Origin of the sequence: Streptomyces sp. NPDC001544, assembly GCF_042894285.1 — a bacterium.
Lineage (GTDB): Bacteria > Actinomycetota > Actinomycetes > Streptomycetales > Streptomycetaceae > Streptomyces.
In genome coordinates, this window is record NZ_JBIAVN010000003.1 from 522507 (window position 1) to 539871 (window position 17365).

Consider the following 17365-nt stretch of genomic DNA (forward strand, 5'->3'; position numbering starts at 1 on the left):
CGCCATGGGGCGCTACGTCGTCAGGCGGCTGCTCCAGATGGTCCCGGTGTTCGTCGGGGCCACCCTGCTGATCTTCCTGATGGTGAACGTGATGGGCGACCCCATCGCGGGCCTGTGCGGCGAACGGCAGTGCGACCCGGCGACGGCCGCCCGGCTGAGGCAGGAGTTCGGCCTCGACCAGCCCGTCTGGCAGCAGTACCTGACCTACATGGGGAACGTCTTCACCGGCGACTTCGGGACGGCGTTCAACGGCCAGCCGGTCATCGAGCTGATGTCCACCGCGTTCCCCGTCACCATCCGGCTGACCATCGTGGCGGTCGTCCTCGAGGTCGTCATCGGCATCACCCTGGGCGTGGTCACCGGACTGCGCCGCGGCCGGCCCGTCGACACCGGCGTACTGGTGGGCACCCTGGTGGTCATCTCCGTCCCCGTCTTCGTCACCGGCCTGCTGCTGCAGCTCCTGCTCGGCGTCAAGTGGGGCTGGATCAAGCCGTCGGTCCCGCCGGAGGCCACCTTCACCGAGCTGCTCGTACCCGGTGTGGTCCTGGCCTCCGTCTCGCTCGCCTACGTCACCCGGCTGACCCGCACCTCCATCGCGGAGAACAAGCGCTCCGACTACGTCCGCACGGCGATCGCCAAGGGCCTGCCCAGACACCGCGTCACCACCCGGCACCTGCTGCGCAACTCGCTCATCCCCGTGGTCACCTTCATCGGCACCGACATCGGCGCCCTGATGGGCGGCGCGATCGTCACCGAGCGGATCTTCAACATCCACGGCGTCGGCTACCAGCTCTACCAGGGCATCCTGCGCCAGAACACCCAGACGGTCGTCGGCTTCGTGACCGTGCTGGTGCTGGTCTTCCTGGTCGCCAACCTGCTCGTCGACCTCCTGTACGCCGTACTCGACCCGAGGATCCGCTATGCCTGAGCAGCCGTACGAGCCCGAGGGCGCCATCGCGGGCACCGGCATGGGCGGCGCCATGGACCTGGCGACGAGCGAGGCGGCGACGCTGGAGCGGACCCCGGGAGGCCCGCAGGGGACCGGCCCGGCGGGCAGACCGAGGTCCCTCTGGTCCGACGCCTGGTGGGACCTGCGCCGCAACCCCGTCTTCCTCGTCTCCGGGCTCGTCATCCTCTTCCTCGTCGTCATCTCCCTGTGGCCCTCGCTCATCGCCTCCGGCAGCCCGCTGCAGTGCGACCTCGCCAAGGCCCAGGAAGGCTCCCAGCCGGGCGCTCCCTTCGGGTACGACGGCCAGGGCTGCAACGTCTACACACGGACCGTCTACGGCGCCCGTACGTCCGTCACGGTCGGCGTCTGCGCCACGCTGGGGGTGGCCCTCCTCGGGTCCGTGCTGGGCGGGCTCGCGGGGTTCTTCGGCGGGGCGTGGGACTCGCTCCTGTCCCGCCTCACCGACATCTTCTTCGCGATCCCGGTCGTGCTCGGCGGTCTCGTCCTCCTCTCCGTGGTGACCAGCAATACGGTCTGGCCCGTCGTCGGGTTCATGGTGCTGCTCGGCTGGCCGCAGATCTCCCGCATCGCCCGCGGCTCCGTCATCACCGCCCGGCAGAACGACTACGTCCAGGCCGCCCGCGCCCTCGGCGCCTCCGGCCCCCGCATCCTGCTCCGGCACATCGCGCCCAACGCGGTCGCCCCGGTGATCGTCGTGGCGACCATCGCGCTCGGCACCTACATCGCGCTCGAGGCGACCCTGTCGTATCTGGGCGTCGGCCTGAAGCCGCCCAGCGTCTCCTGGGGCATCGACATCTCCGCCGCCTCCCCGTACGTCCGCAACGCCCCGCACGCCCTGCTGTGGCCCTCCGGGGCGCTCGCGGTCACCGTGCTGGCGTTCATCATGCTCGGCGACGCGGTACGCGACGCCCTCGACCCGAGGCTGAGGTGACGGCGCGGTGCTGCTTCGACTGCGGGACACAGGTGCGGGTTCCGGGACCCCGGGCGGGCTGAGCCGGGCACGGCCCCGGCCGCGACCCGGCCGTGCGTCGGCGGTCCTGGTGCCGGCCTTCGTCACGAGCGCCGAGGTGGCGTGCGTCGTCCTCGGCCGTCCGAAGCGGAGGTGAGCCGCCGTGCTGCTGGAAGTGCGGGATCTGCACGTGGAGTTCCGGACCCGGGACGGGGTCGCCCGGGCCGTGAACGGGGTGAGCTACGGGGTGGACGCCGGGGAGACGCTGGCGGTGCTCGGGGAGTCCGGCTCGGGCAAGTCCGTCACCGCGCAGGCGGTCATGGGCATCCTCGACGTGCCGCCGGGGCGGATCACCGGCGGGGAGATCCTCTTCCGGGGCCAGGACCTGCTGAAGCTGAAGGAGGAGGAGCGCAGGAAGGTCCGCGGCGCCGGAATGGCCATGATCTTCCAGGACGCGCTGTCCGCGCTCAACCCCGTCCTCTCCGTGGGCGACCAGCTCGGCGAGATGTTCGTGGTCCACCGGGGCATGTCGAGGAAGGACGCGCGGGCCAGGGCCGTCGAGCTGATGGAGCGGGTGCGGATCCCGGCCGCCGCCCAGCGGGTGCGCGACTACCCGCACCAGTTCTCCGGCGGCATGCGCCAGCGCATCATGATCGCCATGGCGATGGCGCTGGAGCCGGCGCTCATCATCGCCGACGAGCCCACCACCGCCCTCGACGTCACCGTCCAGGCCCAGGTGATGGACCTGCTCGCGGAGTTGCAGCGCGAGTACCGCATGGGGCTCATCCTGATCACCCATGACCTCGGGGTCGTCGCCGACGTGGCGGACCGGATCGCGGTGATGTACGCGGGGCGGATCGTGGAGTCGGCCCCCGTGCACGACCTGTACAAGGCACCCGCCCACCCCTACACGCGCGGCCTGCTGGACTCCATCCCGCGCCTGGACCAGAAGGGCCGGGAGCTCTACGCCATCAAGGGCCTGCCGCCCAACCTCATGCACATCCCGCCGGGCTGCGCCTTCCATCCCCGCTGCCCGATGGCCCGGGACGTGTGCCGCACCGAGGAACCGCCGCTGTACGAGGTCGACGCGGACCGGGGGAGCGCCTGCCACTTCTGGAGGGAGTGCCTGCATGGCAGCCTCGACGACTGAGCCGATCCTGGAGGTCACCGGGCTCGTCAAGCACTACCCGCTGACCCGGGGCGTCCTGTTCAGGAAGCAGATCGGCGCGGTGAAGGCCGTCGACGGCGTCGACTTCCGCCTGGGCAGGGGCGAGACCCTGGGCGTCGTCGGCGAGTCCGGCTGCGGCAAGTCCACGCTCGCCAGACTGCTGTGCAGCCTGGAGCGGCCCACGGCGGGTTCCATCCGCTTCAAGGGCGAGGAGATCACCCGGCTGTCCGGCCGGGCCCTGAAGGCCGTGCGGCGCAACATCCAGATGGTCTTCCAGGACCCCTACACCTCCCTCAACCCCCGTATGACGGTGGGCGACATCGTCGGGGAACCGTACGAGATCCACCCCGAGGCGGCCCCCAAGGGCGACCGGCGCCGCAGGGTCCGGGAACTGCTGGACGTGGTCGGCCTCGACCCGGAGTACATCAACCGCTACCCGCACCAGTTCTCCGGCGGCCAGCGCCAACGCATCGGCATCGCGAGGGGATTGGCGCTCCGGCCGGAGATCATCGTCGCCGACGAACCGGTCTCGGCGCTGGACGTCTCGGTCCAGGCCCAGGTGATCAACCTGCTGGACCGGCTCCAGACGGAGTTCGAGCTCTCCTACGTCTTCATCGCGCACGACCTGTCGATCGTGCGGCACATCTCCGACCGGGTCGGGGTCATGTACCTCGGGCGGATCGTGGAGACCGGCACGGAGACGGAGATCTACGACCATCCCACGCACCCCTACACCCAGGCCCTGCTGTCCGCCGTGCCCGTCCCCGACCCGGACGCCCGCGAACACCGCGCGCGGATCATCCTCTCGGGTGACGTTCCGTCGCCCACGGACATCCCCTCCGGCTGCCGCTTCCGCACGCGCTGCTGGAAGGCGCGGGAGCGCTGCGCGCTGGAGGTGCCGGCGCTCGCGGTCCCGGAGGAGTTCCGGCACACGACCGGTCCGGCCGCGCACGACTCGGCGTGCCACTTCGCGGAGGACGTGTCGGACGCGTGCTCGGCGCCGGGGCGGGGCGCGCCGCTGGAGGAGCAGGGCAACGGGCCGGGGTGACATGGCGCACCCCGGCCCGTTCACGGCACCCGCACGGCCGTACGCTGTTCAGCCTCGCGCGTCCGTATATCGGTACCGCTTCCGCGAAGTTGCCTGCGTGTTAACGCGGTTCATGCGGTTTTGCCCGGCAATGCCAGGGACCGCCGCAGGAAGTCCAGCTGGAGCCGCAGCAGGTTCTCGGCGACGGTCTCCTGCGGCGTCATGTGCGTGACGCCGGACAGCGGCAGCACCTCGTGCGGACGTCCGGCGGCCAGCAACGCCGAGGACAGGCGCAGGGAGTGGGCGACCACCACGTTGTCGTCGGCGAGACCATGGATGATCATCATCGGGCGGTGCGGCTCGGCCGCGTCGACCAGCCCCGCGTCGTCGACCAGCGAGTTGCGGCGGTAGACCTCCGGCCGCTCGCCCGGGTGCCCGAGGTACCGCTCCTGGTAGTGGGTGTCGTACAGGCGGAGGTCGGTGACGGGAGCGCCCACCACGGCGGCGTGGAAGACGTCGGGGCGGCGCAGCACGGCGAGGGCCGCGAGGTAGCCGCCGAAGGACCAGCCGCGGATGCCCACCCTGGTCAGGTCGAGCGGGAAGTCGGAGGCAAGTGCCTGCAGCACGTCCACCTGGTCCTGCAGGACCACCTCGGCGAGATCGTCCCGGACCGCCTTCTCCCAGGCGGGGCAGCGGCCGGGTGTGCCGCGGCCGTCGGCGACGACCACGGCGAAGCCCTGGTCGGCGAACCACTGCGAGGTCAGATGCGGATTGTGCGCGGCGACGACACGCTGGCCGTGCGGGCCGCCGTAGGGGTCCATGAGGACCGGCAGGGGAGTGTCCCCGTGGTAGTCCCGTGGCATAAGCACGGCGCATGGAATTCGGCGTGCGCCCCCCTGGGTGAGTGTCACGCGCGGGGACAAACCGGGATCTTCTGCGTACGACGTGACAGTCGCCGCCTGTTTTCCGTCACGCATTACCTGGACGGAAGCGCCCGGGCGGTCAAGCGTGGCGGAGGCCAGCACGGTCACGCCCCCGGCGCGCACCGCCGAGTGCACGCCGGGCCCCTGGGACACGCGCTCCACACCGAGCTCATTGACCCGGTAGACGTGCACCTCACCGATCTCCGGCGCCTCGGCCTCCTCACCCGCCGAGGCCGAGACCAGCACGTCGTCGGCGGTCACGTCCAGCACCGCACGGATGTGCAACTGCGGCCCGGTCAACGGGCGTCCGCCCACCGACAGCACCCGCGCCCCGCCCTCGTCCGCGATCCGGACGAGCTGTCCCGAGGGACTCCAGCAGGGCACACCGGGGAAAAGATCAAGCCATGTTGGATCTTCATCGGCATGGACCATCCGAGTCGCCCCCGACTCCGGGTCCACCGCGAGGAACAGCTGGCTGCGCTGGTCCCGCGCCTGCACCAGAAGCAGCGGTGCCCCCGCGTCTGACCAGTGCACACGCGCCAGATAGGGGTAGCGCGCCCGGTCCCAGACGACCTCCGTGCGCCCGCCGTCGAGCCCGACCACGAACAGGCGCACGTCCGCGTTTTCCGTCCCCGCGGCCGGGTACGCGACAGAGTTCGGCTCACGCTCCGGGTGGGCGGGATCGGCGATCCACCACCGCCGCACCGGCGTGTCGTCCACGCGCGCCACGAGCAGCCGATCCGACGCCGGGGACCACCAGAACCCACGCGAACGAGCCATCTCCTCGGCCGCGATGAACTCGGCCAGCCCATAGGTGACGCCCTCCGACTCCGGCTCCGCCAACGCCCGGTCGCCCTCGCCCTCGGCGCCCACGACCCGCAGGGCGCCCTGGGCGACGTACGCCACGTGCCGTCCGTCGGGCGCCGGGCGCGGGTCGATCACCGGTCCGGGGACGGGGAATTCGCGTGCGGTGCCCGCCCTCAGCTCGGCTGTGAAAAGCCGCCCTGACAAGGCGAAAGACGCCAGTTCCAGGGCCGCGTCGGTGGCGTAGCCGACGATTCCGGCACCCCCCTCACGGCTGCGCTCACGGCGCGCCCGCTCCTCGGGCGAGAGCTGTTCGGAAGCGCCTTCGAGCAGGGTGCGGGGGTCGGCCGCCACGCGCTCGCCGCCGTCCGCCAGGTCCAGGACCCAGAGGGAGTTGGCCCGGTCCGTACCGGAGGGCGAGCGCAGGAACGCGACACGCGAACCGTCGGGCGCCACGGTGAACGAGCGCGGCGCGCCGAGGGTGAACCGCTGGGTGCGGGCGTGCCGTCGGGGAAAGGAGACAGGCTCGGTCGTCATGCCCTGACCATATTGGCCATGCGCCCCCTTGTGCGGCCGTGCGCCCAGCGATGCTCGAGCACCGATAGTTATGATCACTACCGCTATGTGGGTATGAACCTGCTGGCTACTGTATGGATTTGCTGGATCGATCTACACCCCCCATAGTCCGACCCCCCACATCCCTGGGATCTTTGGAGGTGAGCCGCCGTGGCACTCTCGATTTCGGCGGTGGTGCTGCTGGCGATCATCGTCTTCCTGCTGGTCAAGAAATCAGGGCTGAAGGGCGGCCATGCGGTCGTCTGCATCCTCCTCGGCTTCTACCTCGCCTCCTCGACGGTCGCTCCGACGATCAACGAGCTGACGACCAACGTGGCGAGCATGATCGGCAGCATCAAGTTCTGATGAGGCTGCGCTGAGACGGGGCAGCCGGCAGGGCCCTGCGACCGAGCCCGGTCCTTCGGCTGTCGCGTTCTGGTGCTTTCTGGTGCCCGGCTCCGTAAGCTTTACGGTTCTAGGACCAGTGAGGCTCAGGGGGGCGGCGCGTGGACGGTCGGGACGTGGACAGACGGCTCCGGGAGCTGGCCAAGGCATCGCCCAACTTCGGACGTCTCTACGGCTACCAGCCGCTCCTCGCGATCTACGGGTCGCAGGCAGAACTCACCGTGCTGACCAACCCGAACGCCGCCTACGTGAGCGCCGGGCAGTTCGGTGAGGTGCTGGCCGAGGAGTTCGTCACCCGTACGGGTACCCGTGTCGAGGGCACCAACCAGGTCGACCGCATCAACGCTCTCACACGGGCCGGTGTTCTCGTCGGCTGGAGCCGTGACGCTTTCCACAAGCTGCGCCGGGGCCGCAACGACGCCGCGCACAACCACCTCTTCGACACGACGAAGGCCCTTGAGGCCCTGAAGCTCTGCTGGCAGCTCGGTGACCTCTTCGACCGGGCCATGGGGGGCACGCGCGCGGTAACGGCGTTCGTACCGCCCACACTGCCCACTGAGGCGACGCTGACCGACCCCGAGGAGATCGCGCAGCTACGGGAGGCGCTGGACGGGCACCGGCGCACGTTGGCCGAGTCCCGCGTCAAGCTGTCGGAGACCAGCGACCGGCTGGAGGCCGAGCGGCGGGCCCGCGCCGAGGCCGAGGCACTCATCGCCAACGCTGAGCAGGCCAAGGCCACGTACACGGCGCAGATCGAGGAACTGCGGGCACAGGTCACCGAACTGCGGGCCGCGCACCAGCAGCAGTACGACCGCGAGCGGCTGCGACCCCGCAAGGTCGCCTCCGCCGCGCGCGACGCCATCGTGGAGCGCGCCCAGCGCCCGGCGCCCCTCAACGAGGTGCAGGCGCGGGCGAAGATTGACGCGATGCTCGCCAAGGCCGGCTGGGTGATCCAGGACAAGGCGGATGCGAACCCGCTGGACGAGCGCGGCAGGGGTGTCGCCATCCGCGAGTTCACCGTGGCGACCGGCCGTGCCGACTACGTCCTCTACGTGGACGGAAAGATCGTCGGCGTCATCGAGGCCAAGCGCGAGGGCGCATCGCTGGCCGGTGCCCTGACCCAGAACGAGCGGTACGCGGCAGGGGTGCTCAAGGAACACGCCATGGCCGTGTGGCGCCGCGAGGAACCCTTCGCGTTCCGCTACGCCACGACCGGCACGGAGACGTACTTCCTCAACCGGATCGACCCCGAGGCCCGCTCGCGCGAGGTTTTCACCTTCCACCGCCCCGGGACACTCGCAGCGTGGATGCGCTACGCCGACGAGCACCCGGACGCCCCAACGTTCCGGGCGGCGTTGCGCACGAGCATGCCGCTGCTGGAGACGCACGGCCTGCGCATGGCCCAGGTGGAGGCGATCACGGGCCTGGAGGACTCCCTGGCCGCCGACAAGCCGCGCGCCCTGATCCAGATGGCCACGGGCGCCGGCAAGACCTTCACGGCCGTCACGGAGACCTATCGGCTGCTCCGCCACGCGGGTGCCCGCCGCGTTCTCTTCCTCGTCGACCGCAACAACCTCGGCCGCCAGGCCCGTGCGGCGTTCGACAAGTACCGGACGCCGGACGAGAACCGGAAACTGACCGATCTCTACAACGTGGACATGCTGGGCCGCGGCGGGCTCCAGGAGACCTCCTCGGTCGTGATCTCGACGATCCAGCGGATGTACGCACTTCTCAAGGGCGAGCCGCTGCCGGACGAGCCGGAGGTCGAGGACTGCGAGGACGAGAACGCCTCGCCGCTGGACGAGAGCTACGCGACGGACGAGCCGATCAGCGTCGATTACAACCCGGACGTACCGATCGAGTCGTTCGACGTGATCATTGTGGACGAGTGCCACCGATCGATCTACGGACTGTGGCGCGGCGTCCTGGAGTACTTCGACGCCCACCTCGTAGGCCTCACCGCCACGCCCACCCGCCAGGCCAAGGGCTTCTTCGACCACAACGAGGTCTCGAAGTACACCTACGAACAGGCTGTCGCCGACGGAGTCAACGTCGACTTCGACATCGTGCGCCTCAACACCGACCTGCGTGAGAACGGCGGGGCGAAGATCGAGGCGGGTACGACGGTCCGCATCCGCGACCGGCAGACGCGCGCCCAGCGTTACGAGGAGCTGGACGAGGACTTCACCTACACCACCGCACACCTCGGCCGTACGGTGATCACTGAGGACGAAATCCGGGCCGTGCTGACGACGTACAAGAACCACTGGCAGCGGTGGTTTCCCGGCCGGGCCGACCTCCCCAAGACCCTGATCTTCGCGGGCCCCAAGGACGACCACGCCGACGAGGTGGTCAAGCAGGTGAAGGAGGTCTTCGGCCGGGGCGAGGAGTTCGCGAAGAAGATCACCTATAGGTCGCGGGAGAACGGCGACGACCCCGAATCGCTCATCAACGACCTGCGTAACTCGCCGAGGCTGCGGGTCGCGGTCACCGTCGACATGATCGCCACCGGCACGGACGTGAAGCCGCTGGAGTGCGTGATCTTTCTGCGGTCGGTGAAGAGCCCGGTGCTCTTTGAGCAGATGAAGGGGCGTGGGGCCCGCTCCATTGACCCGGACGATTTGAAGAAGGTGACTCCAGACGCGGCCTCTGACCTGAAGAAGGACCACTTCGTCCTCATCGACGCGGTCGGCGTCACCGATTCCCCGCTGGTGGACGCCCGGCCACTGATCCCTGCCGGGGAGCAGCGGAGCGTCCCGCTGGCGAAGCTGCTCGACAAAGCGGGCACGCGGTCGCTCACGGCGGATGAGGCGGAGGTCCTGGCGCGCCGCCTGGCCCGCATCGACCGCCAGCTCGGCGACGAGGAGCGGGGCCTGATCGCCCAGACGTCCGGAGGCGTCACCCTGGCCGACCTGGCCCGCCGTATCACGGACGCGGTGGATGTCGACACGCAGGACGAGGCTCGTCATGAGGGCGGGCCCGAGCTGGCCCGCAAGCGGGTCCATGATGCTGTGGCGCCCCTCACCTCCAACCCGGAGCTGCGCAAGCTGATCCTCGAGATCCGGCACCAGCAGGACCTGACCTACGACGAGACGACCGAGGTGCTGGTCACCGAGCTGCGCGAAATACCCCGTGAGGAGCGTGCGCGCAAGGAACTGGCCGAGTGGAACGCCCTGCTCACCAAGGAGCAGCGTGACGAGAACGCGGCGATCCGGGTCGCTCTGGGCAGCGGGGCGCGTGTCGCTCCGCGCGAGGCACGGGCGGCACTGAGGGAGCTCGCGACCAAGGTGCGGGCGACCAACCGTGCCTGGACGACGACGGTCCTCTGGGACCACTACGAGCAGCTCGGCAGGGCGGCGGCGAGCCCCGGCAAGGAAGCCGGCCTGGGCGACCTCGTACGGCTCATCCGCTACGAGCTCGGTGCGGACGACGAGCTTCGCCCGTACCGTACGGTGGTCGAGGAGCGCTTCGAGGGCTGGCTGCTGCGGCAGCGGCAGGCGGGCGTGGAGTTCACGGACGACCAGCTGTGGTGGCTGGAGCGGATAAGGAACGCCATCGCCACCGACATCGGCATCGAGCCGGGAGACTTCGGGCACGCACCTTTCTCCGAGCGCGGCGGAGGCCGAGGCTTCATGCGGGCGTTCGGGGACAAGGACAGGGCGCTGGAACTGTTGGATGAGCTGAATCAGGAACTGGCTTAAATGAGCTTCCTGGATGCACGGAGAGGGGCCAGGTGGCGCTGACTGTAACACCAGCGGAATTGGTTGCTGCTGCGGAAGCATCGGGCTCGCCGGGGCTGCTTGGACGGCACCCCTCATGGGAGCGTGTTCCGTTGAAAGCCGTTGCCGAAGTTCTCAATGGATTTCCGTTCAAGTCTGATCAGTTCAACATCGAAGGCAAGGGAACCCCTCTAGTAAGAATTCGGGACGTGGGGCGTCAGATTCCCCAAACATGGTATGTGGGGGAATTTGATCCTGCTTATCTTATTAATTCGGGTGACATTCTAGTTGGGATGGACGGAGATTTTCGAGTCGCTGCATGGCGCGGGCCCCAAGCCTTGCTGAATCAGCGTGTTTGCAAGATCTCTGTGCGGAATCATAAATTCTATGACGAGCGTTTCTTGGTGCTTTGCTTGCAAGGTTACTTGGATGCTATTGCTGCTGCTACTTCATCGGTCACCGTGAAGCACTTGTCTTCTCGGAGTGTCGAGAACATCCCGCTTCCGCTGCCGCCGCTCGCGGAGCAGCACCGCATCGTTGAGGCTCTCGAGGAGCAGCTTTCGCGGCTGGAAGAGGCGAAGGCCCAGTTTATGCTGGTCGATGCCAGGATTGAGGCACTTATCGCCCGCTGTATGGACGACCTGGTCCTTGGTGAAGGTTGGAGGACGCGGGGGACGCTGTCTGCGGACCTGTTGACACGCCTCGGGTCATCCAAGACGAAGCGGTTCCGCTATGAAGCCCTTCCGCAGTTGCCTTCGGGGTGGCAGTGGTGCAGGGCCGAGGAAGTGTGTGTCAGTATTTTTTGCGGGTCGACACCTAAGCCGCATCTGATGCACTCCGGTCGGGGCGCGGTTCCCTTCCTCAAGGTTTACAACATCATGAAGGCGGGAGGCATCGATTTCTCCGTTAATCCCACCTTCGTTGACGTTGAGACCCATGAGGGGTTGCTGAAGCGCTCCCGCGTGAGGCCGGGTGACGTAGTGACGAACATTGTTGGGCCGCCGCTAGGAAAGACAGCGCTAATTCCGTCATCGCACCCTGAGTGGAATATCAATCAGGCGATTGTCGCCTTCCGGGGTGGCGACTCAGTCACTCCCGACTGGTTGGCATTGGTGCTCAGGTCGCCCATGATCTTGAGCCTGCTCCAAGCGACGGCGAAGGCGACAGCAGGTCAGTTCAATGTCGCGCTCTCTACGTGTCGTGACTTGCCTATCCCGGTTCCGCCTGTATCCGTACAGCAGGAGATCACGGCGCGGGGGCAGACGCTCTTGGATGGCATTGAGCGCCTGAGGCCGGTCAGCTCCACAGTTCGTCGCCGCGCAGATGCGCTGCATCGTGCGTTGCTGGGCAAGGCGTTCAGAGGAGCCTTGGTGCCGCAGGATCCGAACGACGAATCACCTTCGGTATCCCTGACGCGAATTGCTGGTGAGCAAGAGGTGCAGTCAAAGGCCAAGCGTCCCGGTAAAACTACGGCAAGGAAGCTAACCAAGGCCCCCGCCCCGCGAGCCGCCGAGGCAAGCAGCCCCGCCCCCGAGCCGACCCCCGCCCCCGCCCTCGCCGTACAGCAGGAGTTCGACCTGTGACCGCCCCCGCAGACGCACAGCAGCCCGCCGAGAAGGCCAAGGTCGCCGCGCAGACCAACACCCTGGTCTCCAAGCTCTGGAACTACTGCAACGTCCTCCGCGACAACGGCATGTCCACCATCGAGTACGTCGAGCAGCTCTCCTATCTGCTCTTCCTTAAGATGGTCGACGAGATTGAGAACGACCCCTGGGACGGGCACGACATGAGTGCGATCGTCCCTGCCAAGTACAACTGGCAGTCACTTGTGGGCAAGCGCGGCCCCGAGTTGGAAAAGCACTACCGCGAGGTTTTGGAGCATCTCGGACGCGAGCCCGAGACCACGATCGGCACGATCTTCGCCGACGCTCAGAACCGGATCACCAAGCCTGCCCTCCTCGAAAAGCTCGTCGTCGAGCTGATCGGCCGGGAGGAGTGGACAGTCACCGGGACGGACCTGAAGGGTGACGCTTACGAAGGTCTGCTCGCCAAGGGCGCCTCGGACACCAAGACCGGCGCCGGCCAGTACTTCACGCCCCGCCCGCTCATCGACGCCATGGTCGAGGTCATGCGGCCAGGCCCGGACGACACCATCACCGACCCGGCCTGCGGTACGGGCGGCTTCCTCATCGCGGCGCACGCCTACATCCGCGAGCACCACATGAAGACCATGTCGCTGGACGAGCGCATGGCCTACGACAGCGGACGCAAGATCTGGGGCAACGAACTCGTCACCGGCACCGCACGCCTCGCCGCGATGAACATGCTCCTTCACGGCATCGGCAAGAGCGACGGCCCCAGCCTCATCGACGTCGGCGACGCCCTCGCCGACAAGCCCAGCGGCAAGCACGCCACTCTGGTTCTCGCCAACCCTCCCTTCGGCCGCAAGTCCGCGATCAGCGTGATCGGTCAGGACGGCGAGGTCGAGAAGGAGGACATCCAGTACGACCGCGACGACTTCACCGCGACCACGACCAACAAGCAGCTCAACTTCCTGCAGCACATCATGTCGCTCACGGCTGTCGGAGGGCGTGCCGCCGTCGTCCTGCCGGACAACGTCCTCTTCGAGGGCGGGGCCGGTGAGAAGGTCCGCCGCAAACTGCTGAGCGAGTGCAACCTGCACACCATCCTGCGGCTGCCCACCGGCATCTTCTACGCGGGCGGGGTCAAGGCGAACGTCCTCTTCTTCGAGAAGAACTCCCCGCGCGCCGACGGCAAGCCGCAGACCACGGAGACCTGGGTCTACGACTTCCGTACCGGCCAGCACTTCACGCTGAAGCAGCGTCCGCTCACCCGCGCCCACCTGGACGACTTCGTGAAGGCCTACCGTCCGGGCGATCCCCTGTCGTCCCGCGTCGAGTCCGAGGACGAGAACGGGCCGTTCAAGAAGTTCAGCTACGAGGAGCTCATCGCCCGCGACAAGGTCAACCTCGACATCACCTGGATGAAGGATCCGGCCCTCGAAGACGCCGACAGCGGTCTGCCGCCCGAGGTGATCGCCGAGGAGATCGTCCGCGACCTCCAGTCCGCCCTGAACGAGTTCACGGCCATCGCCCGCTCCCTGGGCGGCGAGGTAGATGTACCGGAGGCTGAGGTCGAGTAACGAGCCGGTCAGCCCTCGGACGCGTACGGCACGAAGTCTGCCCAAGCTTCCGGCGAGAGCCGGAGGCTTGGGCCAGCGGTGTGCTTGGAGTCGCGTACGTGGACGATGCCGGTGGTCGTTGCGACCTCAACGCATTCGTTGCTGTTACTGCTGTCGCTGTAGCTGCTTTTGAACCACCGAAGCCCCGGGCCGTCCTCCGCGCAGGTCTTCCGGATCATGTCTCCCCCAGCAGTTGCTCGATGAAGGCCAGCGACTCCTCTGGCGAGAGAGCCTGAGCCCGGATGATGCCACACCGCAGTTCCATGATCCGAAGATGCTTCAACTCGGAGACCGGCCGACTGCCGAAGTCTCCTTCGGCGCGGCCGACTGCCGTGCCATCAGCGAACTTCAGGACTTGGATCTCTCCTCCCATGCCGGCATGGACCGCGCGGTCGATCGGCATCACCTGGATCTCCACGTTCCTCATCTGACCGAGTTCCAGAAGATGTTCCAACTGGCGACGCAACACCATTTTGCCTCCGAGTGGACGCCTGAGCGTCGCCTCTTCCTGGACGAAGCACAGGTCGGGAGCAGGTTCACGCTCGAAGATCGATTTCCGGGCCATACGTGCACCGACCAGCCGCTCCACCTCGTCCTGCGGGTGAGCAGGCCGTCGCATCCCGAACAATGCACGCATGTACTCCGCCGTCTGCAACAAGCCGTGAAGATTGTGGGTCCCGTAAGCAGTCAGCTCGGCCGCTTTAGCCTCCATTCGCGCAAGGTCCCGAACCGTCTTGGGGTAGCGGACCTTCTTCACGTCCTCCTTCATCGCAGAGAGCAGCCCACCAGCCCCCAACACCTTGTCGGCCTTGTCCAGATACTCGGGCCGGGGGATCCTCTTGCCGCCCTCGATTTTGTAGACCAGGTCCTCCCCGTAGCCGACGGCCTTGCCGAACTCGCCGGCCCGCATCCCCACCGCCTCCCGCCGCAGCTTCAACTGCCGCCCCACCGTGGCGATCACGGCCACGCCCCAGTCGTCGTCCGGGTCGACCTCCCAGCCCGGCTCGTCCGCCTCGGTCCTGAGCCGTACCGCCTCGCCGTCCACCGACATCCGCGCCCCTCCGCCGTATCGCCTGGTGCTCGCACGCCCTACCCGTACGCCCGCTGCCGACAGTCCGGACGCCACCGGACAACCACCGGACAGTCACCGTACGCAACTGCGTAGTCACTCATCACGGTAAGCCTCACCAGCCACTCTGAGTGACGTGAATCAGGAAATCGTCGAGACCACGACCCAACTCGACAGCGCTGCCCCCAGCTTCACCGTCCTGCTGTCCTGCACCCCGCGCGGAGCGCGGCTCGCCCGGTTGTTCGCCGCCGACCAGCTCCGCGCCAGGGAGCTCCAGCAGGACCCCGCGACGCACATCGTTGCCGAACTCGCGGCCAACGCCGCCACCCACGGCCGCGTGCCCGGTCGCAGTTTCCGCCTCTCGCTCCACGTGGTCGGCCGCATCCTGCGTATCGAGGTCACGGACACGCGCGGTGACTGTCTGCCCAAGCTTCAGGATCCACAGGCACACGCCGAGTCCGGACGTGGCCTGCTCCTCGTGGACGCCCTCGCCGATCGCTGGGGCGTCACCCAGGACCGGTTCCCACGCAAGTCCGTCTGGGCCGAACTGCAGCTTCCTCCGCCGGAGCTCGCACCGACGGGCTTCGGTGGAATCGGCGACTGAGAAGCAAAGAACCGTGGAGGGAAAGAACCCCCACCAAACCCCACCCCTCCCGCCCGCGGCCCGCGCTCACCCAAGCGGGTGAACATCTCCGGCTCAACTGGATTCCGGAGCCCCCGACGCCCCTACGCTCAGCCCAACACAACCGTAGACATGCGACGGCCCCCGCCGGGACGGCAATCCCAATGCGAGGGCCTGACCACCGAGGAAGGTAAGAGCTTCCCGATGGGTATCCAGAACCCTAGCGTGCCCCCGCACGCTCAGTCCCGCGCTGCGGGCAACAAGCACCCGAACCGGGGCCACCACACCGGCGGGCTCCTTCACGAGCACACCCGCCACACCACCCGCTTCACGGTGATCGGCAACCACCTGGTCCAGCATCCCGACCTCTCCCTCCTCGCGATCGGCCTGGGCTGCCACATCCAGTCGCTGCCGAAGGGGGCCCGCGTGGACATCAAGAGCCTCGCCGCCCGCTTCCCCGAGGGAACGACGCGGATCGCCGCCGCGCTGCGTGAACTGGAAGCCCACGGCTACCTGCGCCGCGAACGCCACCGCGTCCCCGACGGCCGGATCGTCACCCGCACGGTCTCCTGCAACCAGCCCACCGCCTCCCGCAACCAGCCGGCGGCCCGGCGTCACGCCGACAAGCCGGGTTACCCTGACCGGGCCGCCACTCGAACGGCGGCACCGCCCACCAGGCACGCACCCGCCCGCACCCGCAAGCCCCTCCCCGCAGTGCCGCAGCCTGCCTGCACAGCCTCGTCCCTCCTCCAGGCGGCCACTGATCTCCTCGCCGACCTGCGGCGCCACGACTCCCGGCTGTTTCTCTCCGCCCGCGACGCGGCCCACCTGGCCCCCGGTGTCGCCGCTTGGCTGGAGCGTGACGTCAGCCCCACCGCGGTACGACGGGCGCTGACCGCCGACCTGCCGCCCGAGGGGCCGCACCGGCCTGCCGCCCTGCTGGCCCACCGCCTCGTCGAGCAGCTGCCGCCAGCGCCCCCGTTCCGGGAGCCGGCCGCTCCAGCGTCCGTACGACACCCGCTCCAGACGTGCGACGGCTGTGAGCGGGCCTTCCGTGCCCCCGAACCCGGCCGCTGCCGTGACTGCCGCCGCGACGCCCAGGAATCCTGACGTCGAAGGGCGTCTTCCGGATACGGACGGGCCGCTTTCGGTCACCTTGATCGGAAGCGTCACCGCGTGGCTTGACTGGCCCCCCTGCGTCTCGGGAATCGTTCTCGTAGAGATCGTCGCGGGTACTTTTCTCGGGGGAGCGCATGGCCATTTCCAGACCGCGGACGCAGCAGTTCGAGGCGTTCATGACGAATCTTTCCTACGCCCGGCGCATGGTCAAAGCGGGTGCCATGCTGACGCCCTTCCGGTCTCCCACGATCGACATCGACGACTTCTACCGGGCGGCCTGGGTCCAGGCGGTCGCGGCCATCGACCACTGGCTGCACGAGGAAGTGCTGCGCCGGGTCGCCGAGCTGGCGGCCAGGGACAGCCCCGAGATGCCGTACCAACTCCGGGTTTACGAGTTGCCGTTGCACACGGTCGAGGCCGTGCGGCGCGGTGACGTCACCCTGCCGGACGCCGTGGTCGCGCACCTGCGGGAGAAGCTCTCCGGGCAGGCGCTCCAGCATCCCGGAAAGATCTCCGAAGTGCTCAAGCTCGTGACGGAGAAGAAGGTCTGGTACGAAGCGGCGGGCTGCGTCAACAAAGAGTTTTTCCAGGGCCGCACCACACTCAACGAGAAGAAACTCCGCGGCCGCTACCTGGAGATCACCCAGCGGCGCAACAAAATCGCGCACGACGCCGACCTGATCGACGGTGACCTCCAGCAGCGACGTCCGATCGACGAGGCTGAGGTGACGGACGCCATCGACTGGATCGAGCGGATCGCGCTGGCGATCGCCCATGTGCTCGACAGCGGAGAGTGAGAAGCGGCCAGGGACGCGGCGGCCGGCCGGCGAGGA

14 protein-coding genes are annotated in these 17365 nt (G+C 68.1%); 11 read left to right on the forward strand and 3 right to left on the reverse strand.

The features are described 5' to 3' along the window. The first annotated feature begins 4 nt into the window (after positions 1-4). The 4 genes from ACFY0F_RS12380 to ACFY0F_RS12395 all read left to right on the forward strand — a co-directional run bounded on the left by ACFY0F_RS12380 (position 5) and on the right by ACFY0F_RS12395 (position 4135). On the forward strand, positions 5-928 hold the full coding sequence (locus ACFY0F_RS12380) for an ABC transporter permease (RefSeq protein WP_388792241.1): 924 nt from the start codon (positions 5-7) through the stop codon (positions 926-928). Then, positions 921-1901 (forward strand): ABC transporter permease, encoded by a 981-nt coding sequence (locus ACFY0F_RS12385; RefSeq protein WP_388792243.1) that lies wholly within the window; start codon positions 921-923, stop codon positions 1899-1901. The genes ACFY0F_RS12380 and ACFY0F_RS12385 overlap by 8 nt, the downstream gene beginning before the upstream one ends. Before the next feature lie 181 nt (positions 1902-2082). Next, positions 2083-3069 carry an ABC transporter ATP-binding protein gene (locus tag ACFY0F_RS12390; RefSeq protein ID WP_388792245.1) on the forward strand — a complete coding sequence of 329 codons (987 nt, stop codon included), beginning with the start codon at positions 2083-2085 and terminating at the stop codon, positions 3067-3069. After that, positions 3050-4135, forward strand: coding sequence for an ABC transporter ATP-binding protein (locus ACFY0F_RS12395; RefSeq protein WP_388792247.1), 1086 nt, complete (start codon positions 3050-3052; stop codon positions 4133-4135). The genes ACFY0F_RS12390 and ACFY0F_RS12395 overlap by 20 nt, the downstream gene beginning before the upstream one ends. 110 nt (positions 4136-4245) lie before the next feature. Here the strand turns inward: ACFY0F_RS12395 and ACFY0F_RS12400 are convergent, their stop codons facing one another. Further along, entirely contained in the window at positions 4246-6378 is a 2133-nt protein-coding gene (locus tag ACFY0F_RS12400) for a prolyl oligopeptidase family serine peptidase (RefSeq protein ID WP_388792249.1), read from the reverse strand. 189 nt (positions 6379-6567) lie between these two features. Here ACFY0F_RS12400 and ACFY0F_RS12405 point away from each other — a divergent pair, with 189 nt between their 5' ends. From ACFY0F_RS12405 to ACFY0F_RS12420, 4 genes are all read left to right on the forward strand, one after another. Beyond that, on the forward strand, positions 6568-6762 hold the full coding sequence (locus ACFY0F_RS12405) for a hypothetical protein (RefSeq protein WP_190013027.1): 195 nt from the start codon (positions 6568-6570) through the stop codon (positions 6760-6762). A 155-nt stretch (positions 6763-6917) separates the two neighbouring features. Next, positions 6918-10502: a DEAD/DEAH box helicase family protein gene (locus ACFY0F_RS12410; RefSeq protein ID WP_388792251.1), complete on the forward strand. Its 3585-nt coding sequence runs from the start codon at positions 6918-6920 to the stop codon at positions 10500-10502. A gap of 32 nt (positions 10503-10534) precedes the next feature. Further along, complete coding sequence (locus ACFY0F_RS12415; protein ID WP_388792253.1) at positions 10535-12103, forward strand: restriction endonuclease subunit S; 1569 nt, start codon at positions 10535-10537, stop codon at positions 12101-12103. Next, the gene (locus tag ACFY0F_RS12420) at positions 12100-13683 is read left to right on the forward strand and encodes an N-6 DNA methylase (RefSeq protein ID WP_388792254.1); all 1584 of its coding nucleotides are present in this window, start codon (positions 12100-12102) and stop codon (positions 13681-13683) included. Before ACFY0F_RS12415 ends, ACFY0F_RS12420 begins: the two co-directional genes overlap by 4 nt. Positions 13684-13691: 8 nt before the next feature. Here the strand turns inward: ACFY0F_RS12420 and ACFY0F_RS12425 are convergent, their stop codons facing one another. Together ACFY0F_RS12425 and ACFY0F_RS12430 are read right to left on the reverse strand one after the other, a co-directional pair. Continuing rightward, positions 13692-13901 (reverse strand): DUF397 domain-containing protein, encoded by a 210-nt coding sequence (locus tag ACFY0F_RS12425; RefSeq protein ID WP_388792256.1) that lies wholly within the window; start codon positions 13899-13901, stop codon positions 13692-13694. Further along, complete coding sequence (locus ACFY0F_RS12430; protein ID WP_388792258.1) at positions 13898-14773, reverse strand: helix-turn-helix domain-containing protein; 876 nt, start codon at positions 14771-14773, stop codon at positions 13898-13900. Before ACFY0F_RS12430 ends, ACFY0F_RS12425 begins: the two co-directional genes overlap by 4 nt. Before the next feature lie 154 nt (positions 14774-14927). Here ACFY0F_RS12430 and ACFY0F_RS12435 point away from each other — a divergent pair, with 154 nt between their 5' ends. From ACFY0F_RS12435 to ACFY0F_RS12445, 3 genes are all read left to right on the forward strand, one after another. Further along, positions 14928-15395 (forward strand): ATP-binding protein, encoded by a 468-nt coding sequence (locus ACFY0F_RS12435; RefSeq protein ID WP_388792260.1) that lies wholly within the window; start codon positions 14928-14930, stop codon positions 15393-15395. Between the two features lie 222 nt (positions 15396-15617). Then, on the forward strand, positions 15618-16523 hold the full coding sequence (locus ACFY0F_RS12440) for a helix-turn-helix domain-containing protein (RefSeq protein WP_388792262.1): 906 nt from the start codon (positions 15618-15620) through the stop codon (positions 16521-16523). Positions 16524-16666: 143 nt separating this feature from the next. After that, positions 16667-17329: a hypothetical protein gene (locus ACFY0F_RS12445; RefSeq protein ID WP_388792264.1), complete on the forward strand. Its 663-nt coding sequence runs from the start codon at positions 16667-16669 to the stop codon at positions 17327-17329. The last annotated feature ends 36 nt before the right edge of the window (positions 17330-17365 follow it).